Genomic DNA, 26308 nt, shown 5'->3' with positions numbered 1-26308 from the left:
TTCTTTGGTGGTTGGGATCAATTCCTTTACTGCTCAACAATTGGAAATTCCATCTTCTGTGCTGTCACAGACTGTTTTTTATATTGGAATTACGCCATCATCATTAGGTCAAACTAGGTTTCTAAATGATACTGATGGAAAACTTTCGGTAGGGTCAATAAGCAACTTTACAGTTACAGATACCATACATAATGGATGTACATGGTTTATAGTAGAAACATCGCAAAACTTTGTCCTTTCGGATTTTCCAAAATCTAAAACAATGTTGGAGAATACGATAAACATGGTTGCTGGAAACGTAACGGAAACAGTCCCCGAAAATAGAAACGGTTTAAATTTAGGTGTATCAGGAGCATCTTCTTCAGTTTATGGAGAGGAAGAGATTTTTGTGAACTCCGCAAACAAATTAGGAACACTTAAAATATTTGCAAAAGGTGCTGGAGATGCTCATGTATATTTTGCAGAAATAAATAATGGAATTGCTATCGTTAAGCATACAAAACTTATTTCTTGTATAGCAGGATTGAATGTATTTACTTCAGATGATTTGGGAGTAACTAATTTAATAGAAAATGCTTCAAGGAATCTGTATATCCTTTGTGGTAATGCGTTAGATCAACCTTCAAATCCTATTCATGGTCAGGGAAATTATAGTAAGTCCAGACCTTGGTTCACAATTAACAGAAGCACGGGCAATCTAATAGTTTCTAATAACAATCAAAGATTTTCATTCTTTATCGAACGTGAGGTGTCTGATAACCCTCTAATCAATGAAGTTAAATCTTTGAGGGAAACTGTTGATAATGGTCTAGATATTACAAAAAAATGGACAGGTGCTACTGGTGTTTCTTTTGGTGATTCAATAACTTGGTATGATGGTAAAGCCTTCCTTACAACCCACATCGAATCGGGAACTATAGCCAAAGGATATCAAACGTATTTGAGGGAATACTTTAATTGTTCAATAATCAACAGCGGTCAAAGCGGATGGGACATTACTCAGATTGTTAATGTAGTTACTGGCTTTTCAAGTTATAGCAATATTGATTTTGTTACTCTAACAAGTGGAGCAAATGATGCTAGAAAGGGAATTCCACTTGGTGCCATAGCCCCAATCGGATCATCCTTTGATGCATCGACGTACATTGGAGCTATGCAAAAAGCAATAGAACATATCATTTTGCAAAATCCTGCGACCAAAATATACTTAATAACCCCTATTAATGGTTGGTTTAACGAGTCAGGAACAAGTAATGTGCCTGGTCCTTATAATAATGAGATGTTTATTTCTAGGGATTACATAAATGCTTTAATCGAAATCGGAAAAATATACGCAATTCCAGTATGCAACTGGTATGACAAGAGCTTTATCAATAAAGTTAATTGGCGAACGTATATAGGCGACCGTGTCGATATTCCTTATTACTTGCATCCGACAAATGCTGGGTATAAATTGATGGGCGAAATGTTGTGTAAGTTTTTGGAGGATAATTAACATGGAAATTGAAGTAAAAAACAGTATTGGACAAAAGGTTGCTGATTTGAATTTAAGTTCAGCTGTTTATACAAAAAGACTTATGTCAGAGCATACGCTTGTATTTACTGTCAATTCAGCAAATGTTTTGGATATAACCATAGGCGATTATTTGACTTATAAAGGTGAATTAATGACCGTGAACCAAGAACCGCAATATACCCAGCTAGGAAGCAACGTATTTGAATACGTTGTAACCTTTCAGGGTGCAAGGCATACATTAGAAAGGTTCAAATTGAAAGATGAAGGTTCATTTGTGTTCGATTATTTTGGAGACCTGAACGATTATATGTTTATGTTCTTGGAATGTCTCAATTCGGTTGATTCGGGATGGGCGGTTGGAGAATTGGAAGAAGTCGAACCGTTTGCTTTGGAATTCAATAAAATCGATTGCTTGTCTGCTTTAAATGATATTGCTGAAGCTTCTGAATGTGAATGGCAGATCATTGGTAAAGAAATAACCATAAAAAAAACAGTTGGAACGGCTAGAGCTTTGACACTGCGATACGGAAAGGACAACGGTCTGTATTCATTGTCACGTCAGACATTGGTCAATAGCTCCATTATTACACGTGCCTATGCTGTGGGCGGTACACAAAATTTGCCTCAGGGATATTCAAAAAAGCAATTGACGTTGGATGGTTATCTTGATGATCCTGTATCGGTCGATCTTTATGGAGTCCGTGAAGGTATTTTTGAGGATCAGGAGATTTACCCCAAACGCACTGGATCGGTTACAGGTGTCGAGCAGATCAATGACCGTACATTTAGTATTTCGGATAGCAGTTTAGATTTTGATTTGAACGGTCAACGCATTGAGGGAACTGAAGCAAAAATTGTCTTTAAGTCGGGAGGTTTGAACGGTCAGGAGTTTGCAATTCTTTCATATAGTCCAACATCAAAAACAATCCGATACAAAGCAAATGAGGATGCAAATGGCAATGTTAGCCCCTTTGGTACTATGGTTGCTGAAGTCGGTGACTTATATACGCTCATTGGTATTAGGATGCCTGAAACTTATGTCACAGCTGCTTTATCCGAATTAGAAGCAAAACGCTTGGAATACCTGAATTCTAACAAAGTGCCTAGAGTGGTTTATGAACTTGATACGGACATCCTTTGGCTAAAGAGACAAAACACCGAATTACATGAAGGCGATATTGTTCATGTAGTGGATGAAAAGATAGGACTTGACGATAATATTCGGGTTACCGCCGTCAGTTATCCAGCCTTGTTCCCTGTCTTAGAGCAGGGAATGAAGTTCACCGCTGAAATTGGAAACGAGGTCACTTATACACGCATTCAAAAGGTTGAAAAGGATATCAAAGAAACAAAAGAGGTTGTTACGCAGGTAAGCAAAACAAGTATTGAAAATGATCGCAGGAACGTCCAAGCTCTGAATGAATTTAAAGGGCTTGTGTTTGATCCTGATGGCAATTTGGAAAACGCCTTGATTCAGGCTATTGCTGGATTGTTCGGTACAGATAGCATGTATTATGATTTGGATGGTATTTCGTTAACTGTCAATGCTGGAAATGATGCCAATGCTATCAGTTTGACGGCTGGCAAACTCATACACAAGCGGTATAAAATTGATGGGCTTGGATATATATGGGATTTGCCTGTTTTTAATGCTGATGGTCTAATATCTACCAAACCATATTATTTAGCTGCTAAATGTTCTCAAACTGCTTTAACTGGTGAATGGGTTTTGACAACGGATCAACTGGCTGTTGATTCGGAAAACGGCTACTGGTTTTTTTAATCTTGGTGTACTTTCATCCGTTATCGAGGGTAAACGTTCCTTCAGACCTACAAAAATGTTTACCATGATCAGCGGTGGTGATATCGAGACGGATACGATCACAGCTTATTTTATCAATGTTGTTCGGTTATTTGCTCAATTGATAAGTGTCGGTTCTGATGGTTATTCAAATGCAGGTATTTCGGGGCTTTCAGACAACGGTAATTCATCGGTAAGGTTCTGGGCTGGTGCAACGGCTGAAGGTCGTAATACAGCCCCTTTTAACGTGCTAAATGATGGTTCTATGTCTGCGAGCAAAGGGAAAATTGGGGGCTTCGTTATTGATACAACAACACTAAGATCAACAGACGTTAATAATGGAGGTTCAAATCCGACTAACCCATCAAGCGGAATTATATTAAGTGATTGGGGTGTTTTGAGTAGAAATGCAGGGATGAGCTTTTTGCCATCCTCAACAGGTTTGGACTTTTCAGGTTCAATAGTTGGTGAAGCTTCTGTTGTAAGACCTTCTGAACGTCCAATTTTCACAGCAGATGTTCGTGCTGGTGTAATCGGTGTCAGAAGACAAGATTTAGCAGCACAGGCATTACAATTACTTTGGGGTGCGTGGGGGCGTTACGGTGCAATGCTATCAAGCGTTAAGTTTCTTGGTGCTATGTACGAACCTGTAAGGATTGACAATGATAACGCTGATACTTACATCACTGAATTTGATTACTTCGTTGCCAAAGGTGGTTCAAATTCAAATGTATTTCTTCCATCTGTAGGGGTTGAAACAGGACGTTCGGTGCTAATTAAAAATGCTACAGGTGGCAATATCACAATCTATGGTAATGGAAGCGATATCTATAAAATGGATAACACGGCTTCAGGGAATTCAAGTCTTGTACGTGGAGGAACTTACAAGTATAGATATTCAGGAAGTCAGTGGCTTGAAGGTTATGGGTAACATATAAAGCCTTTAGGAGGATAGGCTTAAAAAAAGAGTCCTCCGCAAAATTAAACATCTCACCTTTTAATTTTAGAGCAAAACACCCCAAGCGGAGGACTGCAAGTCTTCTGACTGGGGTGTTTTGCATTAAAAGGTGAGAGATACAAATATAGCTAAATAAAAGATATGAGAGATTTAAAAACGCCTATAAGTTATTACGGAGGTAAGCAAAATTTAGTAAGTACAATTGTTCCTTTATTCCCAAAACATCAAACTTATGTAGAACCATTTGTTGGAGGGGGCGCAATATTTTGGGCGAAAAGACCTAGTGAAGTAGAAGTCATTAATGACTATAACCGAGAACTTATAAATTTTTATGATGTGTGTCAAAATGAATTTATTGAATTAGAAAAGATGGTAAGGATTAGCTTGCATTCACGTTCTTTACATGCTGATGCAACAGTAATTTATAATAATCCACATCTATTTACTAGAATACAGAGGGCTTGGGCTGTTTGGGTACTTTCTTCACAATCGTTTAGTGCAATGCTTGATGGTACATGGGGCTACGATGTTGTGAAGGGAACTACTTCCCGAAAAATAAGCAATAAACGAGATTCCTTTACTGAAGATTATGCAATAAGATTACAGAGCGTTCAAATTGAGAATACAGATGCTTTGAGAGTAATAAAATCACGTGATTATAATGGTGCATTTCATTACTGTGATCCTCCTTACTTTAATTCTGACTGTGGTCATTATGATGGTTATTCAATTGAGGATTTTGAGGCTCTTTTAAAGACCTTAGAGCAAATAGAAGGCAAGTTTCTAATGAGTAGTTATCCAAGTGAAATATTGTCTAAATATACAGTTAAAAACGGATGGAGAACAAAGAAGATTGAGCAAAGTGTTAGTGTAGCAAATGGTACTGGTGGATCAGGGAAAAAGAAAATTGAGGTCATAACGGCTAATTATGACCTCAATAATCCTAAAGGTGAATTGACCTTGTTTTAGTCTAAGCCTCTTGTTTTGTTATAAACTTTTCCATTTTTGCCATTAAGAAGTGAGGGTCTAAATCTATATCTATTTTATGTCCTCCCAATAAAAGTAGTGTTGATTTGCCTTCACTTGTTTTACATACAGCTATTACATTTGTTGGATCGATCCACACAGGCTGATTATTTGATGTTTGAATGTATTTGATTAGTTCCATGATATATTTATTTGATCTAACAAATATATTTAAAATTGGCACATCTCGTTTTTATAAAATCTTGAAAATTTGGGTCAACTGGATTTTGCGATTTTAATATTTTAAACAAAATTATCTACACAGAATTAATAGAGTTGATAGTTATTGAGATTGAGAAATTGCCTAAACAACAAGGTCAAATTTTCCAACTATCTGTTTTAGAAGGGAAAAATACAGAAGAAATATGTGCTGAATTAGGTACAACAAGCAGTAATGTTTATTTCTCTCGATCAAAGGCTATTGCAACCTTGAAGAAGGTTTTTAAACACAAAAATATTTCATACTATCAATTTGGGCTTCTATTGTCTTTTATATCAACACCCTAATTTCATTTCTCAAAAGAACAATTTTATCTTCGTTTTCCAGTTTCTTTAATATCCTAGAAACTACTACTCTTGAAGTATTCAAGTCCAAAGCAATATCTTGATGTGTAACAGTTAGAATTCTATCATCTGTAAGTCTGACTTTTTCTTTTAGATAATTCAGAATTCTATCTTCCATTTTTGAAAATGCAAGGTTATCTATAGCACCCAGCATTTCATTCATTCTAGATGAATAACTGTTGAGAATAAAGCTCCTCCAAGAGCCATATTTCGCGAGCCATTCATTTAAATATTGGTTAGGAATCATTGCTACAGTAGTTTCCATTTCAGCTTGCGCTCTAATTTCGCTTTTCTTATTACCTATGCAACAGGCAATTGACATGGTGCAGGTCTCTCCCTTTTCAAGATAATACAGCAACAATTCGCCTTCTTTTTCGTCCTCACGCATAATTTTAATTGCTCCAGACAATAATAAAGGCATTGCACGAATATATTGCCCAATATCCATTATAGTTTCACCACTTTGGAATGTTCTTAAAGTAGCAACCGCCTTAATTTCCTCAATTAAGGCGGGTTCTAATATTCCTATATAAGCATCCTCGATCAGACTCATACTCAAATATACTATTTAGTAGTTTCTTTACCTTGTTTTTTCCAATCTAAGAAACTACCAGCGTAGTTATATACTTTGTCAAATCCATTTTTTTCAAGATACGAGGCTGCTATAGTTGCCCGGTCTCCAGATTGACATTGGATTATGATTTTTTTATCTTTAATATCATTAGGTAATGATTTTCTGAATGATCCGACAAATCTATGATCCGCTCCAGGTATATGTTCTGCTTTAAATTCAGATTTACCACGAACATCCAATAAGACCGTATCTTCATCCTCTTTCATAGACTCCACTTCATCAGCATCTACTATTTTCGTCTTTTCTAATTCAGCGTCATCTATATTGGTTATAAAACCTTTGATATTATCCAATCCAATTCGCATTAATTTGCGAGTAATTTCTTCTTGATTTCCATCATCAGTTATTAATACCAGGTTTTCATCATAGCGAATCATCCAGCCAGCCCAATTTGCGAGTGAGTTATTATTCTGAATATTGATAGAACCTTTAAGATGTCCTTTTGCGAATTCTGATTTATGACGCGTATCTATTAATGTAAGGTCATTTCTGTTAGCAATATTATCCAAAGATAATGTTGGGTGTTGAGGAACTTCCACCAACAATGGACGGTCTATTTTATTCAGTTTCTTCATCATTGCGAAATAAACTGGAGCTTCAGGTTGATCACTTAAAAGGTAGTTTTTAAATCCTTCATAATCATCACCAAACTGGAAGGCCCAATTTCTGATTTTTTCATATCCTACTGTACTGCTAGGAACGGCTCCTAAAGCTTTACCACATGTTGAACCTGCACCATGACCCGGCCAAACCTGAACATAATCTGGCAATGCAGCGAATTTTTTCAATGACTCAAACATTTGTTCTGCACCGATCTCCTTAGTTCCGACCATACCAGCTGCTTCCTCCAAAAGATCGGGCCTACCAATATCACCAACGAAAACAAAATCACCTGTAAAAATCATAACAGGCTCATTAGAAGCTGGATGATCTCTTAAAACAAAACTGATACTTTCAGGCGTATGCCCTGGTGTATGTATCACTTCTAGAGATAGATTGCCGACCTCTATTTTATCTCCTTCCTTTAAGCCGATATGTGGAAATTCATATTGCCAGTTTTCACCACCTTCATCTGAAAGGTACAAGTCAGCGCCTGTGACCTCTACGAGTTCTCGTGAACCCGCTAAGAAATCAGCATGAATATGTGTTTCTGCAACATGAGTTATTTTCATGTTGTTCTGCTTTGCAATCTCCAAATAAGTGTCAATATCTCTTTTTGCATCGATTACAATCGCTACATTTTTCGCCTGGCAACCTATAAAGTAGCTGGCCTGGGCTAAAGTTTTATCATATACTTGTTGAAAAAACATAGTTTATTTTTTATGTATTAATTTCTAATTAGTTAATGTCTTTTATTTCTCGTTCTGTACCCAATTAAGGTATCCTCCTTGTAGGTCATAAACTTCACTTGCTCCTAATCCTTTCAATATATTCGCTGCCAATTGAGATCTTATACCAGCTCTACAATATAGATAAATAGGTTTTTGAAAGTTTAATGATTGCTTTGCTAGTTCCTCGAAATCAGGAGGACTGAACATTGATAAGTTGGGCATCTTTAATCTTCCCCAACTCATATTCCATTTCTGTTCTAACATCTAGAAGTTGAACATCTGGCATTTCTATCTGAGCTTTATACTCAGGCAATGATAATATTTTAATCATAACAACTGGTTTAATATAACAAAGCTAATCCACTAATCCATATAATTCCGCTACTTTTGTTACACATCATACTATTAATGAGGCAATTTATCTTTTACCAATCCATATAAGTATGTTCCTAGGATAGCGAATCCTGCAACGATCAACATAGGATATACTCCTGCTCCAATCAAAACAAAGATTGGTCCTGGACAAGCACCAATTAAGGGCCAGCCTAATCCAAAAAGTATACCACCTATCAAAATATCGCGGAATTGATTTAGCTTTAGGAGGTATGACGATCTGGTTACCATCAATGTCCTTTGATTTTTTTACGTTTTTAAATATTGAACTGCAGGTAATCCTATTAACAATGCTGTCCCATAAATCCATACATATGAAATGACTGGAAATTAAACATCTCATAAATCCTAAACCACGACGCTGCTTCTGCCTTTATACATTAGCCATCCCAAATACAACGCCCCAATAATATATATACTAATTTTTCTCATGTCTTAAAATATAAAAGGGAAAAACACATGAACCATTAAGCCAGTCCACCAATAAAAAATCCTATAACTGCAATTAATGAAGGTAATTGTAAGTCACTCAACCCTGAAATTGCATGTCCTGATGTACATCCACCAGCGTAACGTGTACCAAAACCAATCAAAAGCCCCCCTACTGATAACAGTATTATATTTTTTGAGATTCATCGTTTTAAATATTTCTGATGGCACATATTCTTTGCCTGCACTCTCAAATCCTAGCTCATTCAACTTTGCTATGGTTGCTGCTGAAATTTGAGGCACTTGATTGTTTGACAAGAAATGTGCTGATAAAAACCCGCCAATAACAGCTCCTACTAAAAAAAGCAGATTCCATTTCTGTTTTCGCCAATCAAAGTCAAAGAAACTACAGGTATTACCTGCTCCCAATGCCGAACAGATATTTCTAAAATTGGAAGAAAATCCAAAACTCCTACCTAATAAAATTAAGGCAATCATAACAAGGGCAACAATGCCTCCTCCAACATACCAAGGCCACGGCCCCATAATTAACTCCATATCTTAAATAATTTATTGAAACAAAGATAAAGTGATTAGATATCGTTAACAGTAACCAATGTTACCAAAAATTGAACAAACTAAATGAGAATGAGTTCTGTAACTAAAGTGACCAACTCTGGATATTCTTTCCTTCACCTTTTTATAAAGAAAATTTAGGAATGGAAATATTTGGATATCTTTCAGCAATTGCAATTGGTATATCATTGGGGATTAATAGGTGGAGGTGGGAGCATTTTAACTGTGCCAGTTCTTGTATATTTATTTCATGTTGAACCACTAATGGCTACCACATATTCTTTATTTATTGTTGGAACAACCTCCTCAGTAGGTGCTTTACCTTATTTAAAATCTAAATCCATAGATTTTCAAACCGCATTATATTTTGGATTGCCTTCTATTATCACTGTATTTCTGACAAGGCATTACCTATTGGACCTAATTCCTGAAACTTTCATGCTAACTAGCGGCTGGGAATTTAACAAGAATCAAGCGATCATGTTATTATTTGCTGTCTTGATGGTATTCGCGGCATATAAAATGATTAAGGGTAAAGCTGGTGAAAAGGTAAATAAAAACAGTAAGGGGAATATTTTCTCCTTGATCGTTCAAGGGATCTTCTGTCGGTTTAATCAGCGGATTAGTTTGGCGCTGGTGGCGGCTTTTTAATTATTCCTGCCTTGATTATTTTAATCACATGAGCATGCGAAATGCCGTAGGGACTTCTTTAGTTATAATTGCTTGTAATTCTTTATTCGGGTTTATTGGGAATTTGGATCTACAGTTAATAGACTGGCACTTTCTACTTACAATATCCGTGATTGCCATAGTTGGAATACTAATAGGAGCAAGAATGAGCCAAAAAATTGATGGTAAAAAATTAAAACCTGCTTTTGGTTGGTTTGTTTTAATCATGGGATTAGTGGTCATTATGCAGGAGCTCATAAAATAAAGATCTGTTAAGATGAGTTTCACCGATATTTTGGAGGTAATTACCGAAAATTTATATTGATTGACCTAATCTTATACTTGTTAGCATGATACAAGTATTATCTTTGAATATAAAGATTAACGGAGTGCAACAAATTGTATATCAAATAAAAACAAACAACTATGTCAATTAAAGAAACATTCTCGGTAACAGGAGAGAACTTATTAAAAAGAATCAAAGAATTAATTGCTGAAGGAAACGTTACGAAGATCAGCATTTCTGATAAACACGGGAAAGATATCATGAGCTTTCCAGTAACCCTAGGAGTGATCGGAGTAGTCTTAGCTCCAATTTTTGCTGCCGTTGGCGCTTTAGCTGCTTTGCTTACAGAATGTAAAATCACTGTAGAACGCACAGACAAAACTGCCGAAAATGAAGGTGAAGAAGCTCCAAAAACTGAAGAAAACACTCAAAGTACTGATATTGAAGTACACTAATTTCTAGATTTTTTACTGAACAAAGAAGCCCCAGCATATGCTGGGGCTTCTTTTATTTTCTTAAATTAAGATGGCGTCCTTAACCTGAACTTTTGTCCAATATTTACTGTATTTATCAATAGCAGCCAAGTGATCCGGATGCACTTCATAATTGTTGATATCATCCATGCTTTCAAATGTCACAAATAATAGGTATGAAAATGAATTGTCTACGACATCTCTTTGATGTGTAGGAGCAGGTTTTCCAACTTTCAAAGTTTTTACAGACGGTATAGTCTTTAATGCTTCGAAAAAGTTCAAGAAATCCTTGTCTTCTTCTGGAGTTATACCTTCTTTAAGCCAAAAATAAACTGAGTGCAAAATTAAGCCAGTAGATAATTCATCAGTTTGTGTTGCTGTGTTACTCATATTTTCATTGTTTGTTGTTTGATTATCAGATTTATTTTGGGAATTTTCATTGGCACAAGAACTCAAGAAAGCTCCGGTACCCGCTCCTACGATTAGACTTGTAATAAAGTTTTTTCTATTCATATTATAATTTAGATTGATTGAGGAATTTAAGATACTAATTTTCAGCCTTAAAATGGCTTTTGAAATAAAAATTTGTGATTATTTGCTGAAGTTAGTTTTGATGGCCTGAAAAATATTACAAATGTATCAAAAGTAGCGTTTAAGCTATGTTTATATAAAGAAATTTAAATAACTATAGTGCAATTATATTTAAATTATAATAAATAATAATTTCAACTTACCTAAATCAAAATAGTTAATGTAAACAAATTGATTATTAATAGAATAAGCGGCACATTCCTTGCTTGAATTTGGTGTATGTCAATAAAGAAATAAAGGGTTTTTTCCTTTTCAAAGTATATATTTGCAGGAAAATAATGCCGCAATTAAATTGATTTATTTTTAAACAAAAGTTGCCTAAAGGTGTTAAGTAAGGATACATTAATAATTATTAAAGGATATATATCAGGCTTTGAATAGATTTGGTCGAATCGTATTAAAAACAGTCTTGTGGATAATTGGTTCCATAATAGCATTACTTTTACTATTAGTTTTTTTAATTCGCTTACCCTCAGTACAAAATTATGTAGTGGGAAAGGTTTCGAATTACCTTGAGAATAAACTAGGAACTCAAGTTGATATTGGCCATATTTATATTAATTTCCCAAAAAAGCTGGAATTAAACAATGTCTTCTTTGCTGATCAATCTAAAGATACCTTATTAGCGGGTGAATCGTTGATGGTTGACATCAATATGCTTAAATTATTAAAAAATACTGTTGAGATCAATGAATTGGAGTTGAAAGGAATTACTGCCAAGATTAACCGTAAACTCCCTGACAGTAGTTTCAATTTTGATTACATCGTAGCAGCCTTTGCAACAGAAAAAGAAAGCACTCCTACTGCTGACTCAACTTCTGCTCTAACTTTCGATATTGATAAAGTACTATTTGAAAATATAAAATTCAAATATAAAGATGATGTCATAGGAACCTCTGCTGATATCTCTTTAAATAAATTCAATACTAGAGTCACCAAATTTGACCTTACTAATAATATGGCATTCGGTATGCCGGATGTAAAAATTGATGGCTTATCTGCCAGCATTACCCAATGGCAGGTCATTACAGGTCAAGATTCTGTAAAAGCATCTGATTTCGGAATCACTGACAACACTGTAGAAACCACTAGCTTACTTCCAGATATCGATATCAAAACATTGGATCTAAAGAATATTTTGGTACGATATCACGACAAAGCGATCAACATGGAAACTAAGTTTGATATCAAAAACTTAGCTGGTAATGTCGAACAAATAGATTTAAACAAAGAAATTGTAAAATTGAAGGAAATAAAACTTTCTGATTCTGATTCAGAGGTTTTATTTGGCAAAACTACTCAGGAGCATACTTTTGATGACGAAGCAGATACCACGACCACTTCCATGAATTGGCAAGTTTCGGTAAATAAGCTCGTCATTGAAAACACAAATGTTTGGTATAAGGATGATAACCAACCTCGTACAAAAGGAATTGACTATTTTAACCTTAAGCTTACGGACCTTGCTGGCGCAATGGATGATGTTTATTACTCTTCGGATTCCATTTCAGGTAACCTGAAGGGTTTAACTGTTGCAGACCATTCAGGCTTTAAACTAAATCAGCTCAAAGGAGATTTTGTTTATACCAATACAGGTGCAACCATTAAAGACCTGTTATTGGAGACTCCGAATACATTGATACGGGATGAGATTGAAATCTCCTACCCTTCCTTGGATGCAGTTTCCGAAAATCCTTCTGCAATGACAATCAATGCGAATATCAAGAAAAGTCACATTGACATGAAGGATATTAGATTTTTAGCACCAGACTTAGAAAAAGAAGAAGTAATGAAACCATTAATGACCAAAAAATTCTACATAGATGGTCGTGTAATGGGTAAATTAAATGATTTACGAATCCCAAGGTTTGAATTCAAGACATTAAACAATACGCATCTTATAGCTACAGCTCACATCAAAGGGTTGCCTGACATGGATAAACTCTATATTGATTTAGATCTGAAAAAATTGGTGACAGGTAGAAATGATCTTAATCAACTTATTGCACCTTCATTGATGCCAGACAGCATTCAATTACCTAGAAATATCAGCTTGGCAGGAACGTTCAAAGGAGGAATGACGGGCTTTGATGCTAATATGAAGCTGATAACTGAACAAGGTAATGCTACAGTTAATGGAAAATTAAACATGGGCAGAGACACCACTTACAATGCCTTTGTAACTGTAGATAATTTCAATTTAGGTGAATTTTTAAAACAAGATTCTGTTTTAGGCTATGTTTCAGCTCAAGCGCAGGTGAATGGTACAGGTTTGAATCCGAAAACTATGGACGCGGATGTTGTAGGAACTCTGAATCAGTTTGATGCAATGGGTTATAGTTACAAAAACATTGAATTTGATTTGACAGCAAAATCCGGAGATATTGCAGGAACCCTACATAGCCCTGACCCAAATATCGATTTAGACGCCAATATCCAGGCAGATATGCGTGGACAATTTCCAAAATTATATGCTGAAATGATGATCGACAGCATTAATTTCAAAAATCTTAAGCTGATGGATCAGAATGTGAGATATCATGGAAAGATTATAGCAGATTTTGAAACCTTGGATTTGGACAATCTTAACGGTTCACTTTATGTCACCAATTCATCTATAGCATATGAAAAAGATCTGTATGCTTTGGACACCGTTGCTTTAACAGCGCAATCTGATACTGGAAGAAATACGATATTATTAAGCTCAGAGTTTTTAAATGCCCATTTGACTGGTGATTATAAATTAACTGAATTAGGATCTTCTATTCAGGATATTATTCAAACATATTATAATCCTACAGGTCAAAATGTCAAATATGAATATTCACCGCAACAGTTTGAGTTTTCTGCGCGATTAAATCATTCAAGAATTATCAGAAATTTTCTTCCGGATTTAACAGAAATGCAAGATGTTACCCTCGATGGTACCTTCAATAGTGCTGATCATAATCTTATGGCCAAGTTGCTAGCACCAAAAAATTACCTATGCAGGCACAGAAATCGAGAATGTCGGATTAGATATTATTACTGCAGATAGTACAATGTACTATAATGCTTTAATTGGCCATATATTGGTAAATAACATTGAACTACGAAACACAGTTATGAGTGGTAGTGTCGTTGAAAACAATGTGGACTTTGGTTTATGGATCAAGGATAAAGAAGATAAAGAGCAATATCATTTAGGAGCGACAATGCAAGTTGCTAATAATAGTTACAATATTTCCTTGAAAGAGGACGGATTGATGTTGAATTATGAAGATTGGGATATTGAACCTAATAATGTAATCAGTTTTGGAGACCGTGGTGTTCGAGCTTCTGGATTTATCTTGTCCAATGATGGCCAAGAATTAAGGATTCAATCTCAAGATTCAACGTTCAATTCACCTGTTGATTTAAACTTCAACAACTTTAGAATTGAAACCATTACTGAAATGCTGCAATCTGAAACATTGAAACTTGGTGGTGGAATAAACGGAAATGCTACTGTTTCAAGATTTGAGTCTACACCAGTATTTGTTTCAGACCTAACAATTGATAAATTTTTCTTTGGTACAGATACCATTGGTAATGTCGCATTGAAAGTTAATAACATCAAGGAAAACACCTACTCTGCCGATGTTAGAATTACGGAAAATGGAAATGATGTTCATTTAGTGGGTGATGTAATTTCTCCACCAGAGGGAGATATGCAAATTGATGCTACTCTAAATCTGAATCCAATGCGGATGAAGACAATCGAAGCATTCAGTTTAGGGAATCTGCGTGACGCACAGGGAGATTTAGAAGGTACTCTTAAAATCACCGGCACAACCTCTGCCCCACGGATAAATGGAGAACTAACATTCCACGATGCTATCATAAATGCTTCGATGTTAAACTCCAATATGAAAGTTGATAATCAAAAGATTTATTTCAACGATCAAGGAATTACTTTCAGACAATTTAATTTAGTGGATTCTAAAAACAATGTTGCGAGGTTAAATGGTACCATAAAAACAACAACCTATACAGACTTTGTTTTTAATCTGAATTTAACCACCGACAACTTTGAGGTGATGAATTCTACCCGATTGGATAACGACCTTTTCTTTGGAAAAATGTATGTTACCTCAAACTTAAGAATCACTGGTGACTTAAATAAACCAAGAATCGATGGTAATGTTAAGGCAAATGACAATACTGATTTCAACTTTATAGTTCCTAATGAAGATCCGGGTGTAGCACAGCGTGAAGGTGTGGTAAAATTTGTTGATCGAAGTGATACGGCTAGGGCAAACGTATTTGCGCAGTTAGATTCTATGACTACTGTGTCGAACACCCTATCAGGATACGACATAGCTTTGAATTTAACTACAGACCCAGATGCTAAGTTTAAAGTAATTTTAGACGAAGGAACTCAAGATGCATTGAATATCCAAGGTATAGCTGAAATCAATACAAGTATTGATGCCAACGATAAGATAACAATGTCAGGAACTTTCACCGTAGAGAAAGGTGACTATACTTTCTCATTTGGTCCAATTTCAAAAGATTTTAGTTTCCAAAAAGGAAGTACTATAACTTGGAATGGCGATCCTTTGGATGCAAGGTTGGATATCACGGCAGTTTATACTGGAAAGTTTGCGACTTTAGAATTGGTACAAAATCAAATTTCTTCGGAAAGCCAAAACTTATATAAACAACGTGTTCCGTTTAATGTCCTATTAAAGCTTACTGGTGAGTTATTCAAGCCTCAAATAAATTTTGATATCGATCTAGATGAAAACAATGCAATTGTTTCTCAAGATGTAGTAAGTAAAGTAAATATTGCGCTTTCAAATTTACGTGAAGACCCAGCAGAATTGAACAAACAAGTTTTCTCATTGATTGCTTTAGGAAGATTTATGTCTGCAAATCCATTTGAAAGTTTATCTGGTGGAGGTACTGAGGCAATGGTAAGAAGCACAGTAAGTTCATTCTTGACAGGTCAGTTAAACAACCTGGCTTCAGATCTTATCAAAGGAGTTGAGTTGGATTTCAACTTAAATTCAGAGGAAGATTATCTGACAGGTAATGCTCAGACCAGAACAGATTTAAATGTAGGTATTTCCAAAATGCTGTTCGATGACAGGTTAAAAATCACCATCGGTTCTAATTTTGAGGTGGAAGGTAACACACGTCCGGGTGAAAAAGCTTCCAATATTGCTGGAGACATTTCTCTTGATTATCAATTATCTAAAGATGGTCGATACTTTGCTCGTGTCTACCGTAAAAACCAATATCAAGCTACTTTACAAGGTCAATTTGTAGAGACCGGTATAGGTTTCATCATCAATATGAGCTATAATAGATTTAGAGAATTATTCATGAATTCCAAAGCATTGCAGGAGTATTATAACACTGACAGCCGTGGTTTCAGAAGGAGATTTGATGTTGACAGGATGGAAACAGATTCTGTATACCGCGATTCGGTAAGAATGGTTATCCGTGACAGCTTAATGATCCATAGCCCTGAGTTTAGAAAACGTATGGAAGAAAGAGAGCAAGAAAGAAAACAGGAAGAGCTAAAGAATCAAGATAGTACAATAAATCCTATTGATTCTACAAGAAGAGATACAACAAATAGAGATACAACGAACAATCAAATAATTGAACCAAATAAATCTGCTATTAAAAACGAAGAAGAAGAAGGAGGCAACAATGAAAATTAAACAATTTCTGGCCTTTTCTATAGGGTTATTGCTTATTTCAAGTTGTAATCCAACTAAATATGTTGCTGAAGGCGATAAATTTTATAAGGAAGGTGATGTTGTAATCCATAATGATACAATAGCAAAAGAGCGAAAAGAAGGATTTGAAAGTTATTTGGAAGAAGCATTATTGCCGAAACCGAACAGTAAAATCTTGGGTGTTTATTTCAAGGTAGGCTTATGGAATATGGGCGGGGGTCCAGACACCAGCAATAATTTTATCAGAAGATGGTTGAAAAAACAAGGCCAAGAACCTGTTTTATTAAGTGATGTAAACCGTGAATATAACGAAAACCTACTCCGCAATAAGATGGAGAATCTTGGTTTCTTTACAGCTCGGGTTACTTCAGACACATTGATTGATGGCAAGATGGCGACCGTTCGTTATGATGCATTTCCAGGAAAGATTTATCGTATAAATGAAGTAAAATTTGAAGTTGACAGTAATACTAGATTGGGTAATTCTATTATGGCAACTAAAAATGAAAGTTTATTAAGGCCTGGAAACAATTACAATTTGGACGTTATCTTAAATGAAAGGGACAGGATAGACAATAAGTTGAAAGACCAAGGTTATTATTATTTCAGTCCGGACAATTTATTAGTAGAAGTAGACAGTACTATTGGCGATAATAAAGTCAATATGTTCATGACTGTCAAGCCTGAAACGCCAAAGCAGGCAAAAGAACCACAACATATAGGTAATGTCTATGTATTTGCTGATTATAAAGAAACTAGTGGATCCAGGAGAAGAATACCTCGCAGTGTTGAGAAATACGATGATAAATTTTATATCATTGATCCTGAAAATAAATATCGGAAGAAGGTATTAGCGAATCATCTATTCTTAGAACCAGAGCAGATGTACAACCGCTGGAATCATAATATGACTATCAACCACTTAGTAAATTTAAACACATTTAAATTTGTTAAGAATGAATTTGTAGACAGTCCTGATTCTACCAACCATTTAGATGTTTATTATTATTTGACTCCGATGGAAAAAAAATCCATTCGTTTGGAGCTAGTTGGTAAGACCGCAGCAGTGTATAATGGTACTGAGGTTAACGCCAATTGGACTTTAAAGAATGCATTTAAAGGTTTTGAAACTTTAACGGTTTCCTTATTTGGAGGTTATGAAACACAAACTGGAGGTAATGTAAATTTAAATTCAAGCTATATCCGTTATGGTACAGAAGTTTCAATTACATGGCCACGTTTACTTTCTCCATATAAATGGGCTCCTAGCAAACAATATATTCCAAAAACATTTTTAAAAGCAGGTTACGAGTTCTTGAACCGTAGGACGGCCTATACTTTGAATTCCATGACCTTGAACTATGGTTATGCATGGAAAGAGAACCAACAGAAAGATCATAATTTAACCCTGGCAGAGATTATTTATGTTCAACCTCGCGGTATTTCAGATGAATATAGGGCACAAATGGATACCGTTCCAACATTGAGACATATTGTTGACCCTCAGTTCTCTTTCGGTCCAAATTATGTTTACACCTTCACGAATACCATGGAGAATAAAAAGCATACTTTTTATGCAAAAGCAGGCTTAAATACCTCAGGTAATATTTTAGGATTGATTCAAGGAGCAAATTACGATGAGGGTAATGTTAAAGAATTATTTGGAACACCATATTCTCAGTTTATAAAAGCGGAAGCTGATTTGAGGCATTATTTAAAAATAACGCCAACCTCTACCCTAGCATCACGTATAATGATTGGTACCAGTTATTCATATGGTAACTCTCGTTCATTACCTTATTTAAAACAATATTACACCGGTGGTCCCAATGGATTGAGAGCCTTTAGAGCACGTGCTGTAGGACCTGGCTCATCAATGCCAGAAAACCTTGGTGAGGAAAATTTCTTTGCAGACCAAACAGGTGACTACAAGTTGGAATTAAATACTGAATATAGAGCAAAGATTGCTGGCATGCTACATTGGGCAGCATTTATCGATGCTGGTAATGTTTGGTTGCAAAATAAGGATGAGAATAAACCTGGAGGTCAATTCAGTAAAGAATTTTTAAGTGAATTAGCTGTTGGTGGTGGATTGGGATTAAGATTGGATCTTGACTTCCTAATCATTCGTACAGATTTCGCAATCCCATTTAGGGTTCCATACCGTCCAAAAGACGACCGTTGGGTATTTAAATATATCGATATAAGAAATAGAGATTGGAGAAGGGAGAATTTGGTCTTCAACTTAGCAATAGGTTATCCATTCTAACAGAAAGAGCAACAATCAAATGTTGCTCTTTTTTTTATGCAAAATTATTGAATTACATTAAATTGACGGTCCTCACGCTTCATTGACGATTATTTTTGTTAAATTTAAAGTAAATAAATATAACCCTTAACTATATGAAAATAACCGTAGTTGGAGCAGGGGCAGTTGGAGCAACGACCGCTGATAATCTTGTTAGAAGAAATGTAGCTGAAGAAATCATTTTGTTGGACATTAAAGAAGGATTTGCTGAAGGCAAGGCTCAGGACATGATGCAGACTTCTGCATTATTGGGTTTTGACTCTACTATCAAAGGTGTAACAAATGATTATTTAGCGACAGCTGGATCAACCGTTGCAGTAATTACATCTGGGATTCCTAGAAAACCAGGTATGACTCGTGAAGAATTGATAGGCACCAATGCTAATATTGTTAAGTCCGTAGTAGAAAACTTAATCAAACATTCTCCAGATATTATCATTTTAATAGTTTCGAATCCTATGGATACGATGACTTACCTAGCCTTAAAATCTAGTGGATTACCTAAAAACAGGATTATTGGAATGGGTGGAGCATTGGATTCAGCAAGGTTTAAATATCAGATTTCTGACAAATTGAATGCATCTGCCAATGATCTAAATGCAATTGTAATTGGAGGTCATGGCGACACTACCATGATTCCTTTAATAAAACATGCCACTTGGAACAGTGTTCCAGTTTCAGATTTTTTAACAGAAGAGGAAGAGCAAGAAATTGTGAAGAAAACCATGGTTGGAGGCGCTACTTTGACTGCCTTAATTGGTACTTCAGCATGGTATGCACCTGGTGCTGCAGCAGCTGCAATGGTTGAAAGCATAGTCAGAGACCAAAACAGATTGTTTACCGCGTCAGTATATCTAGAAGGCGAATATGGACAGGAAGATATCAATGTCGGTGTTCCAGTGATTATTAACGCTAAGGGTTGGGATCGTATCGTACCAATGAATCTTTCATCAGAAGAAGAAGAGCTATTTAAAGCGAGTGCTGACGCTGTTAGAAAGATGAATGAGGTCCTTTTTGATGAAGGCGTTTTGAAGAAATAAGATAAATATTAAAATATAAATGCAAAATATTCCATTTGAAGTCATCGGCCTGCAAGCCGATGGCTTTCATATTATTACAGAAGTCGAAATTTTTGAGAAAAAATTCAAAATGGTCATTGATACAGGTGCCTCTAAAACTGTATTAGATAAAGAAACATTGTTGAATTCGGGAATTAATGAAGAGGAATTCTTAATCACGGACATCCTTTCTACAGGCTTAGGAACCAATAATATGCAGAGTTTTATGATTACTATTCCCTTGATGAAACTCTCAGATTGGTCTACACGAAACTTTACTGCAGCAGTATTAGACTTAAGTTCAATTAATTTTGCATATAGCCAAATAGGTTTAGATCCTGTAATAGGCGTATTAGGTGGAGATATCCTTCAATTATTCGGGGCAAAAATTGATTACAAAAAGAATACGCTTACCTTAAATCAGCGTAAATTAAATTTGAATAATTTACGTTGAATATGTAATCTCAGATAGATATAAAACCCTAATGATATTAAAATACCACACCCTCCCATTACATAGAGGGTGTTTTTTATTCCTATAATTTCCGCTACCGCACCTGTCAATAAACTTCCTATTGGGAAAATCCCTTGAAATGCCATCACATAATAAGACATTGCCCTAGCTCGGTAAGCTGGCATTGCATGCGTTTGAATATAAGTATTTATAGAAGAGTTCTGCATCATCATTGCAAATGAAACAGCACCTGTAAAGAATAAAGCCGAAGGTAAATAATGAGCAAATGCTAACAAAACGAGCGAAATCCCCATAAAAAATGCTGCAAACATTACTCTGTATCTCAAGTTTTCGCCTGTCTTTAGTCTCGCCATATTAATAGCTCCAATCATGGCTCCCAATCCGGCAGCACTCTCGAACCATGAAAATGTTCTTTCATCACCATGAAAAAGCTCACGTGCCACTGCAGGAAGCAAAGATGTATAAGGAATAACCAGTAAACTTGAAAATGTTAGAATAATGATTAAGGACGCGATATGGGGAGACCTTTTTAAGTAGTTAAATCCATGGACTAGTCCTTGGAATGCACTTTCATTGGGTATAATGATCACTCTTTCCTTTACATTCATCATTAATAAACAGATGATTACCGGTATAAAGCTCACAAAATTCAGGGTAAAACAGGCCAATTCACCGTATGTAGACAGCAAAATTCCACCGATCGCTGGACCTATCATCCTTGCAGCATTAAATATGGAACTATTTAATGCAATAGCATTGGGCAAATCCTTCCTTTCATCTACCAAATTTACTAATAAAGCTTGCCTGCCAAGCACATCAAACGCATTGACTACGCCCTGAATAAAACCTAGAATTGACAAATAGAGAACTGATTCCATCTTTAAATAGACCAATAAGGCCAATAATCCGGCCTGGATCATTAATCCAAATTGAGTAATTAAAACCAGCTTATATTTTTTATGCCTATCCACGAATGCACCAATGAATGGTGAAAGAACTAGCGAGGGTAAAAGGGAAATAAAAGATACAAATCCTAGCCAGAATACTGAATCTGTTAGTTGGTAAACGAGCCAACTTATAGCTATCCTTTGCATCCAAGTACCTAATAGAGATATAGATTGACCTATGACGTGTAATCGATAATTGGGGTACTTAAGAGATCTAAATATTTGCATGAAATGCGAATTCTTGTTACAGCTTTTTTAAAGATAACGGATTGTAATTCAATTTGGAAGTCATTAAATAGAAGAACTATTAAAATACTTCAATCCTTTAATTTGATAACATTAAAAGGGTGTTAATTGTTGTAACATGGTTAAAATAATCCCAGATTTGAATAATTCTATTGGTTTAGAGGGTTATAACTTCAAATCTTAAAACAATATAACTACCTTTGCATGGTCCAAGCAAGAATGCTGGAATACTACAAAACAAAATTAATTCAAATACTATCATGAAATTTTTTATTGATACCGCAAACCTTGAACAAATCAAAGAAGCTCAAGATCTTGGCGTTTTAGACGGTGTAACAACCAACCCTAGCTTAATGGCTAAAGAAGGTATTTCTGGTGAAGAAAATGTAATCAACCACTATAAAGCGATTTGCGACATCGTTGATGGTGACGTTAGCGCAGAGGTTATTTCAACAGATTATGAAGGAATGATCAAAGAAGGTGAAGCATTGGCGGCATTAGACAGCAAGATTGTTGTTAAAGTTCCGATGATTAAAGATGGTGTTAAAGCAATAAAATATTTCAGCAAAAAAGGAATTAAAACAAACTGTACGTTGGTTTTTTCTGCTGGTCAAGCATTATTAGCTGCAAAAGCAGGTGCTACGTATGTATCTCCTTTTATCGGTCGTTTGGATGATATTTCGGTAGATGGCTTAGGTTTAATCGAAGAAATCCGTGAGATTTACGACAATTATGGGTTTGAAACTCAAATCTTAGCGGCTTCAGTACGTCACAGCGCGCACATCTTAGGCTGTGCTAAAATCGGCGCTGATGTTATGACTGGACCATTGTCTGCAATTACAGCTTTATTGAAACACCCTTTAACGGATAGCGGTTTAGCTCAATTCTTAGCAGACCACGCTAAAGCTGCAGGTAAATAATTCATAATTATTCACAAAATATAAAGCCCTTACATCACCCTGTAAGGGCTTTTTTATTACCCAAATTTATTCCGTAATTTTATATCATGAAAGCGGAATTGAGCATGGAATTGGAGCCTGAAAAATTAGAAGAATTCAGCCAAGTTTTAAAGACAAACCAACTAAAAGTTACTCAACCCAGACTTAGGGTTTTGGAGATTATTTCTACAAAAACATCAGCCATTTCACAACCAGAATTGGAGAAGATTTTAGGCAATGAAATCGACCGAGTTACTCTATATAGGATACTGGCAAGCTTTGAAGAAAAAGGAATTTTGCACAAAGTTTTTGATCTGAATGGAACGGCAACTTATGCATTCTGTTCGACTAAGTGCACCTCGGATCACCACCATGATCAGCATGTACATTTCATTTGCTCAGTCTGCAATTCTGTCTTCTGTCTCGATGAAATAGCCCTTCCAAAAATTAGCTTACCAAACAACTTTTCATTGCATTCTATTGCCATTAATGCTGTAGGGATTTGTAACTCTTGCAACAAAAAAACAACTTAAAATCTCATAAAATTTATATAAATTGCCCGTGAAAATCTTTCTCCAAAAGATTTTTCATGGGCAATATTTTTATACCAAAAACGTCTGCTAAACCTAATTTTTATACTTTGCTAATTTTTAGTTATAAAATTTTTAAAATTCTTATTTATAGTGTTTTAAAATATTCTGAAATACTTATTAGTTTAATGTAAAAAGTTTAGCAATAATAACCTTTTAACAGCAATTAATTCATTTTGATTTGATAATCAAACAATTACATAATTAATATCTTAATATATTTTTAGCATATTAACCATATTTAATTAATAATCAGCACTATTTATAAGCTAAAATAGATTTTATATTTATATACAAATGGGATAAAATTATTATTACCCATTTTTTTTATTTAAAACAAAAATGGGCAGTTTTCAGTATATTAGTTTCGACGACTGGAGAAGCAGAAAATAAACAACAATAATTAGACACAACGCTACCCTCCTCTCCTAGCTTTCATCCGAAAATAAAATGATGAAAGAACAGACAAAACGACAGCATATGAAATCAAGAAAAGAGAATCCTTACAAAGAAGTTTTAACCCAACTGATCGTTGATATTTTTGAAAAATCCGGTAACACCGCACTTAACTATAAACAGGTAGCAGCAAAATTAAACATCACAGACAGTGACTCCAAAGTTGCCATTTCCGACATCCTTGCAGATGGGATAAAGTCTGGTCTTTTCAACCAACCAGACCGTGGTAAATTTCAGCTCAAACAGCTCCATGTGTATGTTACAGGTAAGGTGGATATGACCGCCGATGGATCGGCCTACATTGTCCCCGATGATGAGGATGAAAACGACATTTACGTGGCACCTCGAAAACTAAGACAGGCACTGCATAATGACATTGTCAAAGTCCATGTTTATGAACGCAAGAAAGGACGCAAACGCGAAGGGGAAGTAGTTGAGATTTTACAAAGAGCGAAGACCGATTTCACAGGTACAATCGACATCTCCAAGACCTATGCATTTTTCCAACCCGATGATAGGAAAATGCTCCATGATATTTTTATTCCATTGGACAACCTTAACGGAGCACAAAATGGAGAAAAAGTGGTCGTTTCAATTCTTGAATGGCCAAAGAATGCTAAAAACCCTATCGGTAAAGTAAAAAACATCCTAGGTAAAAAAGGCGAGAACAATACAGAAATGAACGCTATCTTGGCAGACTTTGGTTTTCCACTGGAATTCCCCAAAGCAGTCGAAGATGCTGCAAATGCAATTTCTGATGTCATTTCGGAAGAAGAGATTGCAAAACGCCAGGATTTCAGAGGCACTACAACATTTACTATTGACCCAGCTGATGCCAAAGATTTCGATGATGCTATTTCATTCAAAAAATTGGAGAATGGAAATTATGAAATCGGAGTACATATTGCTGATGTATCACACTATGTGATTCCAGATACCGTTTTAGATAAAGAAGCCTTTGAAAGGGGAACATCCGTTTATTTAGTTGACAGGGTGATTCCAATGCTACCTGAAAGGCTTTCAAACAATTTATGTTCCTTAAGGCCCAACGAAGATAAATTGTGTTTTTCCGCAGTTTTTGAACTTGATGATAAAGCTAATGTATTGGAACAATGGTTTGGAAGAACCGTTATACACTCCGACCGTAGATTCAGTTACGAGGAGGCCCAAGAGATTATCGAGGGCAAAGAGGATGAACTTTCAGAACCTATATTGAAACTGAACGAACTTGCAGAAATTCTTAGGGAACGAAAATTCAAAGCTGGAGCAATTAGTTTTGAAACCGATGAGGTAAAATTCAACCTCGATGAAAATGGCAAGCCAATTGGAGTATACACTAAAGTTAGAAAAGAAGCTCATAAATTAATTGAGGATTTTATGCTCCTTGCCAACAGAAAAGTTGCCGAATATATCGGCAGACAGGGAAAAGGCAAAAACAAACTTCCTTTTGTCTATAGATTCCACGATGTACCTAATCCCGAAACATTGACGAACTTCTCATTGTTTGCTTCTAGGTTTGGTCACCGCCTGAGTATAAAGACTGACAAAGAAACTGCAAAGTCCTTAAACGCATTAATGACAAAAATCGAAGGTTCCAAAGAACAAAATCTTTTAACCTCACTTGCCATTAGATCTATGGCAAAGGCGATTTACACAACGAAGAAAACTTCTCATTACGGGTTGGCCTTTGATTATTACACGCACTTCACCTCCCCTATCCGCCGTTACCCAGATGTTATGGTGCATAGATTACTGCAATATTATCTTGACGGTGGTAAAAAGGTCAATGCTGAACATTATGAAAAAATGTCGGAGCATTCGTCACAGATGGAGAAAAAAGCTGCGGAAGCAGAAAGAGCTTCAGTAAAATACAAACAAGCAGAATTCTTGCAGGACCAGATCGGTGTGGAATACAAAGGAATTGTTTCAGGTGTCACAGAATGGGGAATGTACGTTGAGATTGAGGAAAACAAGTGTGAGGGTATGGTACGCCTAAGAGATATCACCGATGACTTTTACACCTTAGACGAAAAGAACTTCGCAATTATCGGTCAGAGAAAGAAGAAAACCTATCAACTCGGTGATGAGGTCCAAATCAAAGTCAAAAAAGTCGATCTTGAGAAGAGACAGATTGATTTTACTTTGATGAGCTAAGAAGACAATAGACATAAGACATAAGACAATAGAACCTGCAAGAGTTAAATTTTGCAGGTTCATTTTGTATTTGGGTATTATGCCAAATACAAAAGAAAGATTGTCTGAAATCGCCTATAAACTATTAATAATGGTTGAAATCACCAGTTGGGAATAAAAACTATAATTCAAGTAGTCT

Annotated in this window: 23 protein-coding genes and 1 pseudogene; 16 read left to right on the top strand and 8 right to left on the bottom strand. The window is 35.7% G+C overall.

Features of this window, described 5'->3' with window-relative positions; translation table 11 throughout:
- Positions 1 to 7 precede the first annotated feature (7 nt).
- From FGL31_RS07905 to FGL31_RS07890, 4 genes are all read left to right on the top strand, one after another.
- Positions 8 to 1495, top strand: a complete 1488-nt coding sequence (locus tag FGL31_RS07905; RefSeq protein ID WP_232047139.1) for an SGNH/GDSL hydrolase family protein — start codon at positions 8 to 10, stop codon at positions 1493 to 1495.
- Between the two features lies 1 nt (position 1496).
- The gene (locus FGL31_RS07900) at positions 1497 to 3299 is read left to right on the top strand and encodes a phage tail family protein (protein ID WP_138090368.1); all 1803 of its coding nucleotides are present in this window, start codon (positions 1497 to 1499) and stop codon (positions 3297 to 3299) included.
- The gene (locus tag FGL31_RS07895) at positions 3268 to 4248 is read left to right on the top strand and encodes a hypothetical protein (RefSeq protein WP_138090367.1); all 981 of its coding nucleotides are present in this window, start codon (positions 3268 to 3270) and stop codon (positions 4246 to 4248) included. Before FGL31_RS07900 ends, FGL31_RS07895 begins: the two co-directional genes overlap by 32 nt.
- Before the next feature lie 168 nt (positions 4249 to 4416).
- Positions 4417 to 5244 carry a DNA adenine methylase gene (locus tag FGL31_RS07890; RefSeq protein ID WP_138090365.1) on the top strand — a complete coding sequence of 276 codons (828 nt, stop codon included), beginning with the start codon at positions 4417 to 4419 and terminating at the stop codon, positions 5242 to 5244.
- 1 nt (position 5245) lies between these two features.
- Here the strand turns inward: FGL31_RS07890 and FGL31_RS07885 are convergent, their stop codons facing one another.
- On the bottom strand, positions 5246 to 5443 hold the full coding sequence (locus tag FGL31_RS07885; RefSeq protein ID WP_138090363.1) for a hypothetical protein: 198 nt from the start codon (positions 5441 to 5443) through the stop codon (positions 5246 to 5248).
- Positions 5444 to 5577: 134 nt separating this feature from the next.
- Here FGL31_RS07885 and FGL31_RS07880 point away from each other — a divergent pair, with 134 nt between their 5' ends.
- Complete coding sequence (locus tag FGL31_RS07880; RefSeq protein WP_171017581.1) at positions 5578 to 5808, top strand: sigma factor-like helix-turn-helix DNA-binding protein; 231 nt, start codon at positions 5578 to 5580, stop codon at positions 5806 to 5808.
- Here FGL31_RS07880 and FGL31_RS07875 read toward each other — a convergent pair.
- The 5 genes and pseudogenes from FGL31_RS07875 to FGL31_RS24990 all read right to left on the bottom strand — a co-directional run bounded on the left by FGL31_RS07875 (position 5792) and on the right by FGL31_RS24990 (position 8816).
- Positions 5792 to 6418 (bottom strand): Crp/Fnr family transcriptional regulator, encoded by a 627-nt coding sequence (locus tag FGL31_RS07875; protein ID WP_171017580.1) that lies wholly within the window; start codon positions 6416 to 6418, stop codon positions 5792 to 5794. The genes FGL31_RS07880 and FGL31_RS07875 overlap by 17 nt on opposite strands.
- Positions 6419 to 6429: 11 nt before the next feature.
- Complete coding sequence (locus FGL31_RS07870) at positions 6430 to 7809, bottom strand: MBL fold metallo-hydrolase (RefSeq protein WP_138090357.1); 1380 nt, start codon at positions 7807 to 7809, stop codon at positions 6430 to 6432.
- Between the two features lie 42 nt (positions 7810 to 7851).
- Positions 7852 to 8080 (bottom strand): annotated as a pseudogene (locus FGL31_RS23230) (rhodanese-like domain-containing protein).
- Between the two features lie 155 nt (positions 8081 to 8235).
- Positions 8236 to 8454: a DUF6691 family protein gene (locus FGL31_RS07860; protein ID WP_232047138.1), complete on the bottom strand. Its 219-nt coding sequence runs from the start codon at positions 8452 to 8454 to the stop codon at positions 8236 to 8238.
- A 236-nt stretch (positions 8455 to 8690) separates the two neighbouring features.
- Positions 8691 to 8816 carry a YeeE/YedE family protein gene (locus FGL31_RS24990; protein WP_232046395.1) on the bottom strand — a complete coding sequence of 42 codons (126 nt, stop codon included), beginning with the start codon at positions 8814 to 8816 and terminating at the stop codon, positions 8691 to 8693.
- A 565-nt stretch (positions 8817 to 9381) separates the two neighbouring features.
- Between FGL31_RS24990 and FGL31_RS27645 the strand changes: the two genes are divergently transcribed.
- The 3 genes from FGL31_RS27645 to FGL31_RS07845 all read left to right on the top strand — a co-directional run bounded on the left by FGL31_RS27645 (position 9382) and on the right by FGL31_RS07845 (position 10638).
- Positions 9382 to 9879: a sulfite exporter TauE/SafE family protein gene (locus tag FGL31_RS27645; protein ID WP_262709063.1), complete on the top strand. Its 498-nt coding sequence runs from the start codon at positions 9382 to 9384 to the stop codon at positions 9877 to 9879.
- Entirely contained in the window at positions 9842 to 10162 is a 321-nt protein-coding gene (locus tag FGL31_RS27640; protein ID WP_262709234.1) for a sulfite exporter TauE/SafE family protein, read from the top strand. Before FGL31_RS27645 ends, FGL31_RS27640 begins: the two co-directional genes overlap by 38 nt.
- Before the next feature lie 161 nt (positions 10163 to 10323).
- A complete protein-coding gene (locus tag FGL31_RS07845; protein WP_138090355.1) occupies positions 10324 to 10638 on the top strand; it encodes a DUF4342 domain-containing protein in 315 nt (104 codons plus the stop codon).
- Between the two features lie 60 nt (positions 10639 to 10698).
- On the opposite strand, the gene FGL31_RS07840 is transcribed toward FGL31_RS07845, so the two are convergent.
- A complete protein-coding gene (locus FGL31_RS07840; protein WP_138090353.1) occupies positions 10699 to 11169 on the bottom strand; it encodes a Dabb family protein in 471 nt (156 codons plus the stop codon).
- 451 nt (positions 11170 to 11620) lie between these two features.
- On the opposite strand from FGL31_RS07840, the gene FGL31_RS24985 reads away from it, so the two are divergent.
- The 5 genes from FGL31_RS24985 (at position 11621) to FGL31_RS07820 (ending at position 20778) form a co-directional block, all read left to right on the top strand.
- Positions 11621 to 14284 (top strand): DUF748 domain-containing protein, encoded by a 2664-nt coding sequence (locus FGL31_RS24985; protein WP_446677068.1) that lies wholly within the window; start codon positions 11621 to 11623, stop codon positions 14282 to 14284.
- A gap of 67 nt (positions 14285 to 14351) precedes the next feature.
- Positions 14352 to 16940 carry a translocation/assembly module TamB domain-containing protein gene (locus FGL31_RS24980; RefSeq protein ID WP_232046393.1) on the top strand — a complete coding sequence of 863 codons (2589 nt, stop codon included), beginning with the start codon at positions 14352 to 14354 and terminating at the stop codon, positions 16938 to 16940.
- Positions 16930 to 19227, top strand: a complete 2298-nt coding sequence (tamL, locus tag FGL31_RS07830; protein WP_138090351.1) for a translocation and assembly module lipoprotein TamL — start codon at positions 16930 to 16932, stop codon at positions 19225 to 19227. The genes FGL31_RS24980 and tamL overlap by 11 nt, the downstream gene beginning before the upstream one ends.
- A 134-nt stretch (positions 19228 to 19361) precedes the next feature.
- The gene (locus FGL31_RS07825) at positions 19362 to 20306 is read left to right on the top strand and encodes a malate dehydrogenase (RefSeq protein WP_138090349.1); all 945 of its coding nucleotides are present in this window, start codon (positions 19362 to 19364) and stop codon (positions 20304 to 20306) included.
- Positions 20307 to 20325: 19 nt separating this feature from the next.
- Positions 20326 to 20778 carry a retropepsin-like aspartic protease gene (locus FGL31_RS07820; RefSeq protein ID WP_138090347.1) on the top strand — a complete coding sequence of 151 codons (453 nt, stop codon included), beginning with the start codon at positions 20326 to 20328 and terminating at the stop codon, positions 20776 to 20778.
- Here FGL31_RS07820 and FGL31_RS07815 read toward each other — a convergent pair.
- Positions 20745 to 21974 carry an MFS transporter gene (locus FGL31_RS07815; protein WP_099372574.1) on the bottom strand — a complete coding sequence of 410 codons (1230 nt, stop codon included), beginning with the start codon at positions 21972 to 21974 and terminating at the stop codon, positions 20745 to 20747. The two genes, FGL31_RS07820 and FGL31_RS07815, sit on opposite strands and share 34 nt — an antisense overlap.
- Positions 21975 to 22252: 278 nt before the next feature.
- Between FGL31_RS07815 and fsa the strand changes: the two genes are divergently transcribed.
- The 3 genes from fsa (at position 22253) to rnr (ending at position 26130) form a co-directional block, all read left to right on the top strand.
- Positions 22253 to 22912, top strand: a complete 660-nt coding sequence (gene fsa / locus FGL31_RS07810; protein ID WP_099372573.1) for a fructose-6-phosphate aldolase — start codon at positions 22253 to 22255, stop codon at positions 22910 to 22912.
- An 86-nt stretch (positions 22913 to 22998) separates the two neighbouring features.
- On the top strand, positions 22999 to 23463 hold the full coding sequence (locus tag FGL31_RS07805; protein WP_138090345.1) for a Fur family transcriptional regulator: 465 nt from the start codon (positions 22999 to 23001) through the stop codon (positions 23461 to 23463).
- A gap of 537 nt (positions 23464 to 24000) precedes the next feature.
- A complete protein-coding gene (gene rnr / locus FGL31_RS07800) occupies positions 24001 to 26130 on the top strand; it encodes a ribonuclease R (protein ID WP_138090343.1) in 2130 nt (709 codons plus the stop codon).
- The last annotated feature ends 178 nt before the right edge of the window (positions 26131 to 26308 follow it).

The organism is Sphingobacterium daejeonense (assembly GCF_901472535.1).
GTDB classification, from domain to species: Bacteria; Bacteroidota; Bacteroidia; order Sphingobacteriales; family Sphingobacteriaceae; genus Sphingobacterium; species Sphingobacterium daejeonense.
The sequence above is the reverse complement of the archived record's forward strand: the minus strand, read 5'-3'. Positions and strand labels throughout refer to the sequence as shown.